This is a genomic window from Pedobacter vanadiisoli (assembly GCF_042684385.1).
GTDB lineage: Bacteria > Bacteroidota > Bacteroidia > Sphingobacteriales > Sphingobacteriaceae > Pedobacter > Pedobacter vanadiisoli.
This window is the reverse complement of the sequence record NZ_JBHULL010000007.1, coordinates 134,726-151,204: the sequence shown is the minus strand read 5'-3', so window position 1 is coordinate 151,204 and position 16,479 is coordinate 134,726. Positions and strand designations below refer to the sequence as shown.

Here is a 16,479-nt window from a genome sequence, read left to right as displayed (position 1 = left end):
TTTTTGTTAATTAGTGTAATGTTTTAATAAATTTTGTATTGGTTCTTTAATGATGCTTTTTATTTCCAGGTCATATTTACCTGCTATAAACCTTAACCGGTCTTCCAGTTCGGCTGCTACCTTGCCTACAATATGCACTTCACGTGTTTTATGTTTTTCAACGGTTGGTAAAATATAGGTTTCAAAGTATTTTTCAAAACCCTCATCAATCAGCTTAAGGATATATTCGTGTTTGCTGTTATGGGTAATGAAGTCGAAAAATGAAGTTAAAAATATATTTGCCTGCGGTTTATTGTAGATGCGTTCTAATATCTGAGGGCGGTCTAGATTGTGTGCTAATGTAAATTTGGCTTCGATATCCTTTGGCATTTTAAGGCTTAAAAATTCTTTAAGGAGTATTTTTCCAAAGTAATTTGAAGAACCTTCGTCTCCGAGGATATAACCTAATCCAAAGTTGTTGTTTAACGGTTTTTTCCCGTCGAAGTAGGCGCAATGTGCACCACTGCCCAACATACCAACAATACCGGGTTTATTGTAACAGGCGGCTTTAGCTGCTCCAAACAGATCATTTTCTACAACAATTTTGCTGTATCTGAAAAATGACGAAAGGGTTTTGGCTAATTCCTCTTTTCTGTCTGCCGATGATGCCCCGGCTGCAAAGAAGTAAATCTTTTTGATGTTTTCGGCGTTGTTAACCAGGGCAACCTTTTTATTTAAAATCTGTAAAATCGTTTTCGGATCGACAAAGCAAGGGTTTAAGCCGGTAGTGTTACAATGTGATACCACCTGTCCATTTTGGGTTAATTTCCAGAATGCTGTTTTCGATCCGCTATAAACAACTGCTATCATATTATATTGAAAGTACCTCTGTCATTTCCATTAAATCGGGTTCGAGTTTAAAAGAATGAGCGGTTAAAGCCTCTCTTATACTGGTCAATTTTATTTCATTTCCTTTTAAACCTACCATTTTCTCTGTTTCGCCTGCAATTAACGCATTTACTGCCGCAAAACCTAAGCGACTGCCTAAAATTCTGTCGAAACTGTTTGGACTACCTCCACGTTGCAGGTGGCCAAGAATGGTTACTTTGGTGTCGTAATGATCAAAAGTTTCTTTTACTTTTTTGGCGATATCATAAGCGCCACCCTGTTTATGCCCTTCGGCAACGATCACAATACTCGATGTTTTTTTGGTGGCAGCGCCTAAAGCCAGCTTATCGATCAATTCGGTTACGCTGGTTTCCTTTTCAGGTAAAAGCACTGCTTCAGCACCACTTGCAATCGAACTTCTTAAAGCAATACAGCCTGAATCGCGCCCCATTACTTCGATAAAAAACAAGCGATCGTGTGCATCGGCAGTATCCCTGATTTTATCGATCGCCTCAATTACGGTGTTAATGGCTGTATCGTAACCCAAAGTAAAATCAGATCCTGCCAAATCGTTATCAATAGTACCCGGTATACCGATTACCTTAACACCAAATGTTTCTGAAAAGCGTTTCGCCCCGGTGAATGTTCCGTCACCCCCGATTACCACCAGGCCATCAATATTATTCTTTTTTAAATTGTTGTAGGCAATCTGCTGACCTTCGTCTGTTTTAAACTCTAAACAACGTGCAGTTTTTAATACGGTACCACCCAAGTGTAAAATATTACTTACAGAACGGGCGTCCATTGGTTTTATGTTGTCGGTAATTAAACCCTGGTAACCTTGCATTACACCAAACATGTTAATGCCATGGTAAATTCCGGTACGGACAACAGCTCTGATTGCAGCATTCATTCCAGGGGCATCGCCTCCGGAAGTTAGTACAGCTATATTTTTTATATTTGGTTCCATCTTTATAACACGAATATAGTGTGTATTTTTTACACTAAGTAATTTATTTTATTTTTTTTACTTAATATTGAAAGTCATACCTTTATCTGCTTAAAATAACTAAATTTTACTTTGGAACAAATTTTACCTCATTTAGATTCTGTATTCTCGATAGATTGCGTTTTGTTTGGATTTGATGGTAAGGAACTCAAAATCCTGCTCATTGAAAGGAATGAAGAACCGTTTAAGGATTGGTGGGCATTGCCCGGTAACATTGTTGGTCCTGATGAGAGTTTAGATCAATCAGCCTCTCGCATTTTGTACGAACTTACGGGTTTGCGCGGTATTTATATGGAGCAGTATTATGCTTTTGGCGATCCGCACAGGCACCCGCAGGGCAGGGTAATTACTTTGGCATATTATGCTTTGATCCGCTTAGGTGGCGATAAAGAACTGCGCCCCATCAGTACTTACGCCAAGCGCGCCAACTGGTTGCCCATTACCGATCTGCCTAAACTTGCTTTCGACCACCAAAAAATATACGATAAAGGTTTAGAAAAAATAAAACGGCGGATTAAACACCAGCCAATTGCTTTCGAACTTTTGCCAGAGAAATTTACCTTAACACAGTTGCAGCACGTGTACGAACTGGTTTTGGGTAAAAAACTGGATAAGCGCAACTTTAGAAAAAAGATTGTAAGCTTTGGTGTGTTAAAAGAACTCGACGAAAAACAAAAAGGTGTTTCGTACCGGGCAGCTACTTTGTACCGTTTTGATAAGCGTAAATACGCAAAACTTTTTGGTAAGGAGATTTCGTTTTAGCGGGTTGAGACTAAGATTAAAGCGGAAAGGCCAAAACAACATGGTCATTTATAAAAAGAAAAATCCCCGGTTTGAAATTCAAATCGGGGATTTTTGTATTGTTGTATTCCGGATCATTGACTAGTGATTCGAAACTTAGGACTGAAGACTAAACCTTCGGTGCTAACTCTAAATGGTAATGTACAAGGTCATCTATAGGAGAGCGGATAATTTTGCCTACCCCCATTTCATAACGATCAGCTACAATGCTTAAAATATCGCGGAAACTGTAACCAACAGAACCCACACAGTTTAATTTGTGGTCCTTGTAATTAGGATAATGGATGACTAGAGCTTCGAAAAATGCGGTAAATGCATAATCGATGGTTGCAAAAGCATAATCCTCGTAATTATCTTTAAAATCGTATAAAAATTTACTGAAGCTTGCGCAGAAACGGTTTGGCAATGGCTTATTGTAAATGTTATCGAAAATATCTTCGTTGGTTAATGCGTAGTTATCGTAAAAAGCTTCGCGTAAGCCTTTTGGCATGTAACCTTTCATGTAATCGCTTAAAATACGTTTGCCAATGTACGAACCACTGCCTTCATCACCTAAGAAATAACCCAAAGAATCTATATTCATGGTAATTTCGTTTCCATCATAAAGGCATGAGTTGGTACCTGTACCTAAAATAGCAGCAAATCCTGGCTCGTTTCCAAGAAGTGCCCTGCAAGAGGCAAGTAAATCATGACCCACAAAAATTTTTGCATTGGTAAAAATCTGTTGCATGGCATCAGCTACAATTTTTACATTTGCAGGGGTAGAGCAGCCGGCACCGTAGTAATAAACTGCTGTTAATTTTTCTCTTTCCAAGTGGTCTGGAAGAGTCTCATTCAAAGACTTTACAATGTACTCTCCCTTGGAAAAATATGGATTGTAACCTTCGGTGTTAAAGTAAATTTTTCTGCCGGCCTCGTTAATCAAACACCAATTTGTTTTGGTAGATCCGCCGTCTGCAATTACTATCATTTTATTTATTTTTGGTTTTAGCACGATAAAAGTATAAAAACTCTTATATTTTGTATCCTTTTTTTTAATAATTTTTTAACAATTTGTTGTTACCGAAAATTAAGTGTGTAAAAAATACACTATATAGAGCGTTAAATCGACGAAAAACCTTAAAATTATACCCGAAAAGGCATTGGTCTTTTTTTTAAACATCAAGAATATTTTACAATCCGACAGCGAAATGAACAGCAGATTTTTAGATTTCAGAAGTGATACCGTAACCAAACCAACCGCCGGGATGTTGGACGCCATGATGACTGCAAAGGTAGGCGATGATGTTTTTGGTGAAGACGAAACAGTACATGCACTGGAGACAAAACTGGCTTCGACTTTTAATATGGAAGCCGGATTATTTTGTCCATCCGGAACGATGACCAACCAAATTGCGATCAAGTGTTTTACCCAGCCGATGGATGAGGTGATCTGCGATCAGACTGCACATGTTTATCGCTATGAAATCGGCGGCATTGCCTACCATTCTGCCGCGTCAGTAAGATTATTGAACGGCGAACGTGGTATATTAACCACTGAGCTGATCGAGCCTGAAATCAATGAAGATAATGTTCACTATCCCAATTCGAGTTTAGTAGTTTTAGAAAATACCGTTAATAAAGGTGGTGGTAGCTGTTATACTTTAGCGCAGATTGCTCCGATTCACCACTTATGCAATATAAAGGGGTTAAAACTGCATCTGGATGGCGCACGTATTTTTAATGCACTGGTAGCAACGGGCGATCATGCAAATGAGTATGGCAAATACTTTGATGGTATTTCGGTATGCTTATCTAAAGGTTTGGGGGCGCCGGTTGGTTCGGTGTTATTAGGTTCCAAACAGATGATCCATAAGGCACGGAAAATTAGGAAAGCTTTTGGTGGAGGTATGCGCCAGGCAGGATTTTTGGCTGCTGCAGGTATTTATGCGCTCGATAATCATGTAGAGCGGTTAAAAGACGACCATGCACATGCCAAAGCAATTGCCATTGCACTTGCACGCACAGCTTATGTAAAATCAATTATGCCTGTCGAAACCAATATTGTAATATTTGAGGTTGAAAAAGGGACAGCCGAAAATATTGTGCGCCAGCTAAAAGAAAAAGGCTTGCATTGTAACACCACCAGTGCCAGTACCGTGCGTTTGGTTACCCATTTAGATCTAACTCCTGCTATGATTGATCAGGCTATTGAAATAATATTACATTTGTAGAGATAGTCGGAGGTCCGGGGACGGGATGCCGATATCAGTAGTTTTATACGTACAACCTGCATATACATAAAATCTAACCAAAATGCCCGAAAACTCCAAACTCCAAATTCCAATCTCCAAACTTTTAATCGCTAACCGTGGTGAAATTGCCTTACGCATTATGCGCTCGGCAAGGGAAATGGGAATAAAAACTGTAGCGGTTTTTTCTGAAGCAGACCGCAATGCATTACATGTACGTTATGCCGATGAAGCTGTTTTTATCGGTCCGGCACCTTCTAACCAGAGTTATCTGGTAGGAGAGAAAATAATTGATGCCTGTAAATTAACAGGAGCCGAAGCCATCCATCCGGGTTATGGTTTCTTATCTGAAAATGCGGGTTTTGCGCAACTGGTTGCCGATGCAGGGTTAATTTTGGTGGGCCCCTCGCCACAAGCCATGGAAACGATGGGTAATAAACTATCGGCAAAGGCAGCAGCGTTAAAATATAACATCCCCATGGTGCCGGGCACAGAAGAAGCGATTCAGAACGTAAATGAGGCCAGGCAGCGGGCTATCGAAGTCGGTTTTCCAATATTGATTAAAGCTGCCGCCGGTGGAGGAGGTAAGGGGATGCGTATTGTAGAGCGGGTTGAAGATTTTGAAGAACAGATGCAGCTTGCCGTAAGTGAGGCTACATCGGCCTTTGGCGACGGAGCTGTTTTTATTGAACGTTATGTTACCTCGCCAAGGCACATTGAAATACAGGTTTTGGGCGATACGCATGGCAATATTGTTCATCTTTTTGAACGGGAGTGTTCTGTACAGCGGCGCCACCAAAAAGTAGTGGAAGAGGCTCCTTCATCGGTTTTAACGGAAGAAATCAGGCAGCGCATGGGTAAGTGTGCAGTAGATGTGGCCCGTTCGGTAAATTACACCGGAGCCGGTACTGTAGAGTTTATACTCGATGAAAACCTCGATTTCTTTTTTCTCGAAATGAATACCCGTTTACAAGTGGAACATCCTGTTACCGAGTTGATTACCGGGGTCGACCTGGTAAAAGAACAGATTAAGATTGCTTCGGGAGAAAAATTGAGCTTTAAACAGGAAGATTTAAAAATTAATGGGCATGCCATCGAACTTAGGGTTTATGCGGAAGATCCGGCCAATAATTTCCTGCCCGATATCGGTACTTTACAAACTTACAATACCCCCAAAGGGAATGGTGTAAGGGTTGACGATGGCTTTGAACAGGGGATGGAAATCCCTATTTATTATGATCCTATGATTGCCAAGCTCATTACTTATGGTAAAGATAGGGAAGAAGCCATTGAACGCATGGTAAGGGCAATAGAAGAATATGATATTACAGGGATAGAAACTACGCTGGGTTTTGGTAAATTTGTAATGCAGCACGAAGCCTTTAAAAGTGGCAGTTTTGATACCCATTTTGTAGGCAAATATTTTAAAGCAGAAAGCTTAAAGGTTCAGGATGAAACAGAAGCATTGGTTGCCGCGGTAATTGCTGCAAAACTGTTTCAAAAAAAGGATGTAAGGTTGAGCGATGAGGCCTTTAAAAATACTTCGGGCTGGAGAAAAAATAGATTGAAATATTAACAAAATAGAATAGGGGAATCCTGATTGTGATCGTCATGCTGAACTTGTTTAAGCATCTTTCTTGCTAAAATAATAATGAAGTGTGTCATTTCGAGCTGTGTGAGGCGAAGCCGAGAACGACGTAGTGCTCAGCGAAGCTAAATCTGTCTGGCCAGATCTCTCCATTTCACTGCGTTTCAGTCGAGATGACGACTTGTTTTACTAAAAACTATCAATGGTAGCGAAATGCAACGCATTCAAGATGACGGCTTTTGTGCAGGAATGATACCCCAACAAAAACAAAGAAAAAAATGTTCACAGGAATTATAGAAACACTTGGCGAAGTTACTGCCATTAAAAACGATCATACCAATATTCACTTTACCATATCTTCGGCAATTAGCCATGAGCTCAAAATTGACCAGAGTGTAGCCCATAATGGTGTATGTTTAACGGTTGTGGCTTTAAATGATGGAACGCATACCGTTATCGCTATAGATGAAACACTAAACAAAACCAATTTAGGAGGTTTAAAAGTGGGCAGTAAAATTAACCTCGAACGCTGTATGCAGATGAATGCCCGTTTAGATGGCCATATTGTGCAGGGGCATGTAGACCAGACCGCAGTTTGTATTAAACGCGAAGAACTGGATGGCAGCTGGGAATATCGCTTTAAATACGATGCAAATGCCGGAAATGTAACTGTAGAAAAAGGCTCGGCCTGTGTAAATGGGATCAGCTTAACTGTGGTGAATTCTGCAACTGATGAGTTTTCTGTATTTATCATTCCTTACACCTTCGAACACACCAATTTACAGGAGGTTAATGTTGGCGATACCGTAAATTTAGAATTCGATATTATCGGGAAGTACGTGGCCCGATTAATGAACCGATAACTTTATTTCTCTTTTTTTGTGTAATGCTCTGTTTTGTAGTTTTTTATGTGTTAATTGGCGTTGTGACAACGTTTAATTTTCATAACAGTGCAGGACGGTTGGTTCAATTTTATTGCGGAATATAGTAGTGTTAAGATTCAAAAAATTAATACTAACCATTTATGAACAGAATCTCCGGCATATTCAAAAAATTAATACTAACCATTTATGAACAGAATCTCCGGCATATTTAGCGCAATATTTGCGGCTGTGTTACTATTTTCATTTACCATAAATGCTTCAGCTCAAAAAATCTTTATAAAAGATTTAACTGTTGAGCATTTGGTTAATCCTTTTAGTATTGATAATCCTAAACCCAGGTTTAGCTGGAAAATTATTTCAGCTGCAAAAAATACCAAACAAAGCAATTACGAAATCAGGTTGGGTACTTCGCCAAAAATTAACAAAGTTTTATGGAAAAGTGCTGTAAACAACGACCAATCGGTTCTGGTGGCTTATGATGGTCCCCAATTATCATCCAAAACCAGGTATTACTGGCAGGTAAGGATAAAAGATAACCACGGTAACACCTCGGCCTGGTCGCCGGTACAATATTTTCAAACAGGTTTAAAACCTGAAGATTGGCAAGCGAAATGGATAGCGGTAGAAGGAAAAGACACGTCACTCGCCAGTCCGTTATTCAGAAAAGAATTTAACTTAAAAAAAGAAGTCCGTTCTGCAACCATGTATATTACCGCAAAAGGTTTGTACGAGGCCAGCATCAATGGCAGCCGCATAGGTGATGCTTATTTCGCACCGGGTTGGACCAGTTACAAAAACCACCTTCAATACCAGGTTTATGATCTGAAAAACGCATTGAAAAAAGGGGCCAATGTAATCGGTGTTTCACTGGGCGATGGTTGGTATAAAGGAAGGATCGGTTTCAACTCCCAAAAAGAATTTTATGGCAATACAAGAGCTTTATTACTCCAGTTCGAGATAGAATATACCGATGGAAGCAAAGAAACCATTGTAAGTGATAACAGCTGGAAAACCAGTTACGGTGCGATAAGATCTTCCAATATCTATGACGGCGAGACTTATGATGCAAGGTTGGAACAAAGTGGCTGGAATAATGCCAACTTTAAAGAAAACACAAATTGGAAAGCTGTACAGGAATTGCCAAACGGACCAGAAAAACTGGTTGGCATGAGTGGTCCGCAGGTAAGTAAACACGAAGAATTTAAGGCCTTAAAAATATTTAAAACACCTTTGGGCGAAACTGTGGTCGATTTTGGGCAGAACCTGGTAGGTTGGGTAATGCTGAAAGCAAAAGGCCCGGCTGGTACAAAAATTACCATAAGCCATGCTGAAGTGCTAACCAAAGAAGGAAATTTTTATATTACAAACCTCCGCTCAGCAAGGCAACAGAATACCTATATCTTAAAAGGAGAAACGGAGCAGGTATTTGAGCCTCATTTTTCTTTTCAGGGTTTCAGGTATGTAAAGGTAGATGGTTATCCTGGCGAGCTTAAACTGGAAAATCTTACTGCTGTAGCAGTTTATTCGGACATGAAGACAAGTGGCAAATTTAACACTTCGAATCCTTTATTAAATCAATTGCAGCATAACATTTCGTGGGGGCAAAAAGGGAATTTTGTTGATGTACCTACCGATTGCCCTCAACGGGATGAACGTTTGGGCTGGACAGGTGATGCCCAGGCTTTTGCTTCAACAGCAGCCTACAATATGGATGTGGCGGGTTTTTTTACAAAATGGTTAAAAGACGTTGCTGCAGATCAGCTTCCGAACGGCAGTGTTCCTTTTGTAATACCGAATGTACTGACTGAAAATGATTCAGGTTCGGCAGGTTGGGCCGATGTAGCTACCATTATTCCATGGGATATGTATGTGGTTTATGGTGATAAAGGCCTGTTGGAAAACCAGTATGCCAGCATGAAAAAATGGGTCGATTACATATCTTCAAGGGCTAAAAACAACCTTTGGAATACCGGTTTCCATTTTGGCGATTGGCTGTTTTACCGCCCCAATGATGATAACGACGGCCGTGCTGCGGTGACTGATAAGTACATGATTGCACAAACATTTTATGCACATTCTACCCAGTTGCTTATTAATGCAGCGAAAGTTTTAGGTAAAACAGATGATGTGACTCAATACAGCGATTTGCTGAACAAAATAAAGGCAGCTTACCTGGCCGAAAATATGACCGCGAACGGTAAATTGATTTCCAATACCCAAACAGCTTATGTTTTAGCTTTACAATTTGATATGCTGCCTGAAAACCTGCGCGCACAGGCTGCACAACGTTTGGTAGATAACATCAGGGATTACAGAAACCACCTTACTACAGGCTTTTTGGGTACCCCTTACCTTTGCCATGTACTAAGCCGGTTCGGACATGAAGATGTGGCCTACGATCTGCTGATGCAGGAAAGTTATCCTTCATGGCTTTATCCGGTAAAAATGGGCGCGACAACTATTTGGGAACGTTGGGATGGAATTAAACAGGATGGATCTTTCCAGACACCCGATATGAACTCTTTTAACCATTATGCCTATGGAGCAATTGGCGACTGGATGTATAAAAATATTGCAGGCATTAATCCAGTAATCGCAGAACCGGGCTACAAAACCATTTTAATTGCACCAAGGCCGGGCGGGAAGCTGACCAATGCCTCTGCAGAACTGGAAACCGTTTACGGTATGGTTAAATCATCGTGGACAATTGCTGATGGGGTGTTTAAGCTCGATGTAAGCGTTCCGGCCAATGCTACCGCTACTGTTATTTTGCCCAAAACCGGCAAAAAAGAAGAAATTGGTTCCGGAAGCTATCATTTTGAATATAAATATTAATCGCTTATAATTGCAGCTTTGTAAAAAGGGCATGGAGCTCGTCTTTTCGAGCGGAGTGCAACGCAGTCGAGAAATCTATCTTTAAAGATCTCTCCATTTCGTTTTGCTCCAGTCGAGATGACGATCCTTTTATCCTGCTCAATGCTAAAATTAAATGTACAGTAAAGAAGAATCGGCAAGGTTACGTCAACAGTTTTGGATCAGTTTCGGGCAATACATGAAACCCGTTCCCTCAGCCAGTGGTTCTACCGTAAACTGGACCAATTATAAAACCGGGGTGAAGAATATCTTCTTTAAAATGGATGTTGATGGTAAAAAGGCTTTTATCAGCATCCAGCTTTCACATCCTGATACTGGTATCAGGCACCTCATATTTGAACAGTTTGAGGAATTTAAACTTATGTTTACCAATACCTTAAACGAAGATTGGGACTGGATCAAAGATTCAACGGATGATTTCGGGAAAACGGTTTCTTTAATTTCCACCAGCATTAGCGGAGTAAGCATATTTAACCAACAGCATTGGCCAGAACTGATTTCCTTTTTTAAACCCAGGATAATGGCACTCGATGAATTTTGGGACAATGTAAAGCCTGTTTTCGAAGACCTTGTTTAATCCGTCAGATTAAGCTGTGCAATCCTGTCTTTTGTAAATTTGATTTCCTGTTTATCCGCTGTCGGGCTTGGTTTGCTTTTTAAATACAGGTTATAATATTTAAGTGCATTTTTCCCCTGTTTTAAGCGTGTATCATAAAATACGGCCATACGATAGTACAAGGCCGGAACGACTTTAAATTGAAACCCTTTTTTATAGGCGGCATTCGCCAGGCTCAATTGATTATTTTCTTCATAAATCAGTCCTAATAAGGAATAATAACTCGAAGTATTTGGCGAAATGGCCTCATCGATCGTTTTTTGGGTGTAAGCAGCAGCTTGTGCATAATTTTTCAATGCCCGGTAACAGAGAGAGGTATAATACAGGGTGGCTTCATTTTGCATCGCTGCCGCTTCAAGCAGTTTAAAAAGATCGATGGCTTTTTGGTATTTTTTGGTATAATAGTTGGCTTTAGCCACATCTTTTATTACCCCTGCATCAGCACCGTCTTTTAATAGCTTTTCGCCGGAGGCAATTACCTCTGCATATTTTTTAAGCTGATTGGCGATCGGGAGTTTCGCCCTTTGGAGTATCAGGTTGTCGCTATCTGCCTTAATGGCTATGTCGAGTACATCATAAGCCTTTTCATATTGCTGATATGTAGCATGAACTTCTGCCAGGTCTGCAGCAACATCACCCTCCGAGGGATTAATCCGGTTTGCTTTAAGGAGGTAAACGAGTTTCATTGAATCTGTTGGCAATGGATAAAGATTGGCTAACAGTTTGTACACATTAAAATTGGTACTGTCTATCTGTACAATTTCCCCATAATATTTTTTGGCTTTTTCGGTATTTCCCCTTTTGGTATTGATGCTGCCCAAACTAAAAAGAATGGAGAGGTTTTTGGGCTGCAGGACATAGGCTTTGCTGTAAGAATTTTCTGCTTCCAGGTTGTTACCCGCCATTAAAAAACAATAACCGATCTGGCTTAGGGTTTTAAAATCATCCTGACTGTTGGCATAAACACTTTTCAGGTATTGGGCGGCCTCTGCATAACGCTGCGATTGGTAGAAATCGAAAAGCTTTTCCTTATCTACCGCTGGCACATTTTGGGCGAAAAGTGTAAGGTTTAAACCAAAGAATGCGAAGAATACAAACAGGATTTTCATAATGGATAATTTTAAACTAATTTATTAGTTATTTATGAGGTTTCCAAATCAGCTCATTAAAAAAATAGGTGAAATCAAACAAAATAAGTGCTAAACGGTTTATACAGAATAGTTGAACTTAAAAATAAGAACCTATGAATACTTTAAAGAAGTTTGAATTAATGGAAAAAATAGTGCGTGAATTGGAAGATCTGCAAAACTCTCAGCAGGCACTTATTCAGAAAATCGGAAAAATTGAAGTAGATAATATCGAGCTGGGCGATAAGCGCCTTGAAAAAGATTTACCTGATGTACATCAAAATTTAGCTGATAACTTAGATACTATTTCAGGAATTTTAGATTACTTTGCAGGTAAAACACAAAACTTTGGCGATAAAAACAATGTTGAGGCTTTAAAAGAACAGGAAGCCATTAACAATGCCACAAACTAAATTAACTGTATATGAAATTTTTATCTTTAACCGTTGCATTTTTAATGGTAGGCCTATTTGCAAGTGCACAGGTGCTGCCTTCTTTCCAATTGGGGATTAAAGCTGGTGCAAATTTTTCGAAATTTGATAGTGATAACACGTTTAGCAGTGAAAACCGGACGGGTTTTTATGGTGGCCTTTGGGCGAGGGTAGGTGCTGCAGGCATTTACTTCCAACCGGAGCTGTATATTTCGGGCAAAAAAGCAAATCTGGTGAGCGATGCAACAGGTGAGGTAAATAAAGTGCGTTTTACAAGTTTAGATGTACCTTTATTGGTGGGAACTAAATTCGGTGCTGCGGGTATTGGCGTGCGCTTAAACACAGGCCCCATGTTTTCATTGATTTTAGACGAAAACCAGAGTTTCAGCCAGGCTGCAGGAAGTGTATTCCGTGCCGATTTTAAAAATCAGGCGCTGGCCTGGCAGTTTGGTGCCGGACTTGACATTAAAAAGCTGAGTTTTGATGCCCGTTACGAACTGGGTTTATCTAAAATCAATAAAGCTGGTTATCCAGGTACTAAGTTAAATTTATTTACAATTGGCTTAGGTTACAGGATTTTGTAATTAGTCGATTTTACTCAAACTACATCACCCTGAATTTATTTCAGGGTCTTTGATTAAGAAGGATGCTGAAACAAGTTCAGCATGACGATTCTGGTTTAGTAAAGTTAATTACGTAATAGGCAGATAAATTCAATTTATCTGCCTATCTTTTTAATCCTCCTTTTCCAGTTCAACTTCAGTAAGCTCGTAAGCAAACGATCCGTTTTTCGGTATAATGGGAGTGGATCTGCCAATGCTGAGTGCTTTAATAAAAGATGCACCGAAGTAAAATATCAGCGAAGAGTAGAATACAAACAGCATAATTACGATAATTGATCCTGCTGATCCGTAAATATTACTGATATTGCTCAAAGGTAACAAAATCCTTAAAATATATTTACCGGCAGTAAACAGGCATCCGGTTAGCAATCCGCCAGAGATGGCTGCCCTCCAGGTTGGTCTGCCGTTGGTTAAGTACCTGAATAAGATAGTAAACCAGGTGGTTACAATCAGCACGAATACCAGCTGATTGATTACGGAGGTTAAAATTAAACCAATAGAGGGTGCCCCATTTTTTAGGTAAGCGCCAATATAAGCCTGTACACTATCGGCTAACAACCCGATAAAAAACAATATTCCAGCCAACAGGATAATGGTAACCGATATTGCCCTTGATTTGAGTGTACTGATAATGCCTTTTTTATCTTTCTGACCAATATTCCAGATCTGTTCCAAAGAGTTTTTGATGACGTTGAACAAAGTGGTGGCCACAAAGAGAAAAAATATAAAACTGAACAGCGTAACGTACCAGGCCTGGTCGATGCCCCTGATATTTCTTAACGTAGTTCTGATCTGTAAAATACTTTCATTGTCGAGTATATTGGCCAAACGTTCGAATAGGTGCGTAGCCAATAATCTTCTATCGGTAAACAAACCGAAAAGTCTGATCAGGATAATGAGGATAGGTGGTAAGGCAAAATTGGTGAAAAAGGCAGTTGCTCCAGCCAGGCGTAAAGGATCATTCTGTTGAAATAAATTAAATGCATTCTTTATGGTTGAGAAAAAGAACTTCAGATCTTTTGTTATCGATGGCATTATTCCTGCGTTAAACTCAAAGGGCCGAAAATAGCAAAAATACTTTATTCAGCCTTTTTGATTGTGAGATTCTAGTTTGTTTTTGTGAAAACCAGTAATGTTTTATCGCCATTAAGGAGGTAAAGCTTATTGTCGGCCAATTTAGCGCTATTTACCTGGTTTAAGGCATGCAGGAATGAGCGTTCTGCTGCATCGGTTTCCTGACAGAACATTTTTGTTCCGAAAACATTTTTAACCGTGATCTTATTATCTGCAATTTCTGCACGGCCACCATAGCCGTTACAAAAAGATTTTCCACTTATTTTTAAACTGTCGGCAAAGTTTAGTGTTGCTTTTGCTGATGCAGGCAAGGTTAAACCCGGTAGTTCTGTTAGCTCCCACCTGGTATTGGTAAAGTTTGCCGGGTCTAATTTCTCTTTACAAGAACTCAATAACAAGATCAATATTCCACAGTAGATAAGGTGTTTCATGACAATAAGATTTAGTGATTTTCTTATTAACATCAAAAACTAAACCAATAAAGCTGAAATCGGCTTTTGATAAAGCTAAACTGATTTTTCAATCTTCATCCAATAATGTTTTATGCCACCGTAATTGAAAATAGAGATCCGTTTTAAGCCTACTTTTTCCAGAACATGAATAGAGCCCAGGTTATTCGTATCTGCAATACCAATAATCTCATCCAATTTTAGTTCATTAAATCCATAATCCCTTGCCGCTATGGCTGCTTCTGTGGCATAGCCCTTGCCCCAAAAACGCTTGCTGAACCGGTACCCCAGATCGTAATAGTTATAATGATTATTGATCGGTTCTTTAATCAGTTTCAACCCCGCCCAACCCATAAAATTACCGGTCGATTTCTCCATCACGGCCCATCTGCCGATTCCGTTTTCGATATATTGATTTCTTATAAACTCAATATCTGCTTTGCTTTGTTCTATGGATTGAACAGGTTTATTACCTAAAAAAAGGTGTACTTCAGGATCACCATCCATCTCAAACATACCTGCAGCATCTTGTGGCAGTAATTCGCGTAAAATTAATCGCTCCGTTTCTGCAAAAACTTTCATAATCAATTATGGTGGGGTTGGTCAAAAATAAGATAATTTATGGAAGAACTTAGTTTTGGCTGACCCTTTGAAGTCATAGGGGTTGCTAGTAGGCCATGAGCTTTTATTCCTACAGATTTTAAGGAGAAATGCGCAATTGATAAGAATTGGAATGGTTAATGGAAAGGCCTGCCCTGCGATCTCTGTACCTTTAAAATATGCTAGAACTGGTGCTGATTAAGTTTTTAACAAAAAGCGGTAATTTTCTGGTGACTTTAACAACAGAAAAGCCAGAAAGATTATAAATTAGCAAAAAATAAATAGCTATACCTATGAAAATTACGCTTTATGCACTTTTTCTTTCCGTTGTTTTATTTGGCTGTGGAGGCCCTTCAGAGAAAACTTTTAAAGCACGCGCATTTGCGGTGAGTGATGATTTTAATGTGTTTCCAAAATCAACAAAAGACATATTAACCATTGTAAAAACTGATTCCGGAAAAATAGCTTCTGCCGATCGTTTTGCCATTAATTTTAAGGATACAACCATTACGATTGATGATGCACCGAATACTGAAACCAAGAAATTTAAGCTTGCTTCTTTTATCAATACACAAAAAACAGCGGTGTTGGTACAGAGCGCTAATGGGAAAGATAAAATGGATCCATTTTATATTATTTATGTTAATGGCGGAAATACGGAAGTGGTGAGTTTGAACAAACCATCAAAAGGTGCCGAAGATAAAAAGTATACAAACGGGTTAGAAGAGTTAACCAGGAGCAATCTGTTGGTAAACAACGATTTTTTTATCACTACAATTAACTCAAGGGTTTACCCGATTAAGCGCCAGAAAGAAGAGGAACGGATCCAGGGGAAATTCTTTATGTATTCGGGCGATAAAACTACATTGGCATTTCTAACGGCTAACGGCTTATACCAGGTAAATACCAAAACCGGAGAAACCTTTAACCTGCCTTTGCCAGCATCATTAACCAGTCAGCCTGAAACCCTGGTAGGAAATGTCCAAAGAGACTATACCTGGGTACCAAATGAGCATGGGACTTCTTTTTTGAAGAAAAATGCTGATGATGACCGCATTGTAGATATCAAGGAGTTTAAGCATTAAGATTTTTTGAAGAAGTTATTGGCCAGAACTATAGTGGCCAATAACTCAAATTAAAATTACTGTCAGCCTGAGCTTGTCGAAGGCCTTTTATCATTCCGGAGCAAAAAGCATTATTGTTAACAGATTCCAAGACAAAGATCGTCATCTCGACTGGAGAGAACGGAATGGAGAGATCTGTCTAAGTAGATTTAGTTTCGCTGAGTACTATGTGGTTCTCGGC

General features: G+C 39.6%; 16 protein-coding genes. 9 read left to right on the top strand and 7 right to left on the bottom strand.

Translation table 11 applies throughout. The annotated features are described in order from the left end of the window. Positions 1-6: 6 nt before the first annotated feature. The gene (locus ACFSR6_RS06655) at positions 7-849 is read right to left on the bottom strand and encodes a hypothetical protein (RefSeq protein ID WP_379076625.1); all 843 of its coding nucleotides are present in this window, start codon (positions 847-849) and stop codon (positions 7-9) included. A 1-nt stretch (position 850) separates the two neighbouring features. Continuing rightward, on the bottom strand, positions 851-1,837 hold the full coding sequence (gene pfkA / locus ACFSR6_RS06650) for a 6-phosphofructokinase (protein WP_379076622.1): 987 nt from the start codon (positions 1,835-1,837) through the stop codon (positions 851-853). A 111-nt stretch (positions 1,838-1,948) separates the two neighbouring features. On the opposite strand from pfkA, the gene ACFSR6_RS06645 reads away from it, so the two are divergent. Next, positions 1,949-2,638 carry an NUDIX hydrolase gene (locus ACFSR6_RS06645; protein WP_051692040.1) on the top strand — a complete coding sequence of 230 codons (690 nt, stop codon included), beginning with the start codon at positions 1,949-1,951 and terminating at the stop codon, positions 2,636-2,638. Between the two features lie 148 nt (positions 2,639-2,786). Here ACFSR6_RS06645 and ACFSR6_RS06640 read toward each other — a convergent pair whose 3' ends face one another. Next, positions 2,787-3,647, bottom strand: coding sequence for an N-acetylglucosamine kinase (locus tag ACFSR6_RS06640; RefSeq protein WP_379076619.1), 861 nt, complete (start codon positions 3,645-3,647; stop codon positions 2,787-2,789). 220 nt (positions 3,648-3,867) lie between these two features. Between ACFSR6_RS06640 and ACFSR6_RS06635 the strand changes: the two genes are divergently transcribed. The 5 genes from ACFSR6_RS06635 (at position 3,868) to ACFSR6_RS06615 (ending at position 10,831) form a co-directional block, all read left to right on the top strand. Beyond that, a complete protein-coding gene (locus tag ACFSR6_RS06635) occupies positions 3,868-4,890 on the top strand; it encodes a threonine aldolase family protein (protein ID WP_379076616.1) in 1,023 nt (340 codons plus the stop codon). Between the two features lie 82 nt (positions 4,891-4,972). Continuing rightward, complete coding sequence (gene accC, locus ACFSR6_RS06630; protein WP_379076614.1) at positions 4,973-6,484, top strand: acetyl-CoA carboxylase biotin carboxylase subunit; 1,512 nt, start codon at positions 4,973-4,975, stop codon at positions 6,482-6,484. A 290-nt stretch (positions 6,485-6,774) separates the two neighbouring features. Beyond that, complete coding sequence (locus ACFSR6_RS06625; protein WP_379076611.1) at positions 6,775-7,359, top strand: riboflavin synthase; 585 nt, start codon at positions 6,775-6,777, stop codon at positions 7,357-7,359. A 207-nt stretch (positions 7,360-7,566) separates the two neighbouring features. Beyond that, the gene (locus tag ACFSR6_RS06620; RefSeq protein WP_379076608.1) at positions 7,567-10,215 is read left to right on the top strand and encodes a family 78 glycoside hydrolase catalytic domain; all 2,649 of its coding nucleotides are present in this window, start codon (positions 7,567-7,569) and stop codon (positions 10,213-10,215) included. Between the two features lie 154 nt (positions 10,216-10,369). Further along, entirely contained in the window at positions 10,370-10,831 is a 462-nt protein-coding gene (locus tag ACFSR6_RS06615) for a DUF4268 domain-containing protein (protein WP_379076605.1), read from the top strand. Here the strand turns inward: ACFSR6_RS06615 and ACFSR6_RS06610 are convergent. Next, positions 10,828-11,979 carry a tetratricopeptide repeat protein gene (locus ACFSR6_RS06610; protein ID WP_379076602.1) on the bottom strand — a complete coding sequence of 384 codons (1,152 nt, stop codon included), beginning with the start codon at positions 11,977-11,979 and terminating at the stop codon, positions 10,828-10,830. The genes ACFSR6_RS06615 and ACFSR6_RS06610 overlap by 4 nt on opposite strands. 134 nt (positions 11,980-12,113) lie before the next feature. Here ACFSR6_RS06610 and ACFSR6_RS06605 point away from each other — a divergent pair, with 134 nt between their 5' ends. Together ACFSR6_RS06605 and ACFSR6_RS06600 are read left to right on the top strand one after the other, a co-directional pair. Then, the gene (locus ACFSR6_RS06605; protein ID WP_379076599.1) at positions 12,114-12,410 is read left to right on the top strand and encodes a hypothetical protein; all 297 of its coding nucleotides are present in this window, start codon (positions 12,114-12,116) and stop codon (positions 12,408-12,410) included. An 11-nt stretch (positions 12,411-12,421) separates the two neighbouring features. Beyond that, positions 12,422-13,012, top strand: coding sequence for a porin family protein (locus ACFSR6_RS06600; protein WP_379076596.1), 591 nt, complete (start codon positions 12,422-12,424; stop codon positions 13,010-13,012). 150 nt (positions 13,013-13,162) lie between these two features. Here the strand turns inward: ACFSR6_RS06600 and ACFSR6_RS06595 are convergent, their stop codons facing one another. From ACFSR6_RS06595 to ACFSR6_RS06585, 3 genes are all read right to left on the bottom strand, one after another. Further along, positions 13,163-14,086, bottom strand: a complete 924-nt coding sequence (locus ACFSR6_RS06595) for a YihY/virulence factor BrkB family protein (RefSeq protein ID WP_379076593.1) — start codon at positions 14,084-14,086, stop codon at positions 13,163-13,165. A 71-nt stretch (positions 14,087-14,157) separates the two neighbouring features. Continuing rightward, positions 14,158-14,556 (bottom strand): META domain-containing protein, encoded by a 399-nt coding sequence (locus ACFSR6_RS06590; RefSeq protein WP_379076590.1) that lies wholly within the window; start codon positions 14,554-14,556, stop codon positions 14,158-14,160. Positions 14,557-14,631: 75 nt separating this feature from the next. Next, complete coding sequence (locus ACFSR6_RS06585) at positions 14,632-15,156, bottom strand: GNAT family N-acetyltransferase (RefSeq protein WP_379076587.1); 525 nt, start codon at positions 15,154-15,156, stop codon at positions 14,632-14,634. Between the two features lie 311 nt (positions 15,157-15,467). Here ACFSR6_RS06585 and ACFSR6_RS06580 point away from each other — a divergent pair, with 311 nt between their 5' ends. Then, on the top strand, positions 15,468-16,259 hold the full coding sequence (locus ACFSR6_RS06580; protein ID WP_379076584.1) for a hypothetical protein: 792 nt from the start codon (positions 15,468-15,470) through the stop codon (positions 16,257-16,259). Positions 16,260-16,479 lie beyond the last annotated feature (220 nt).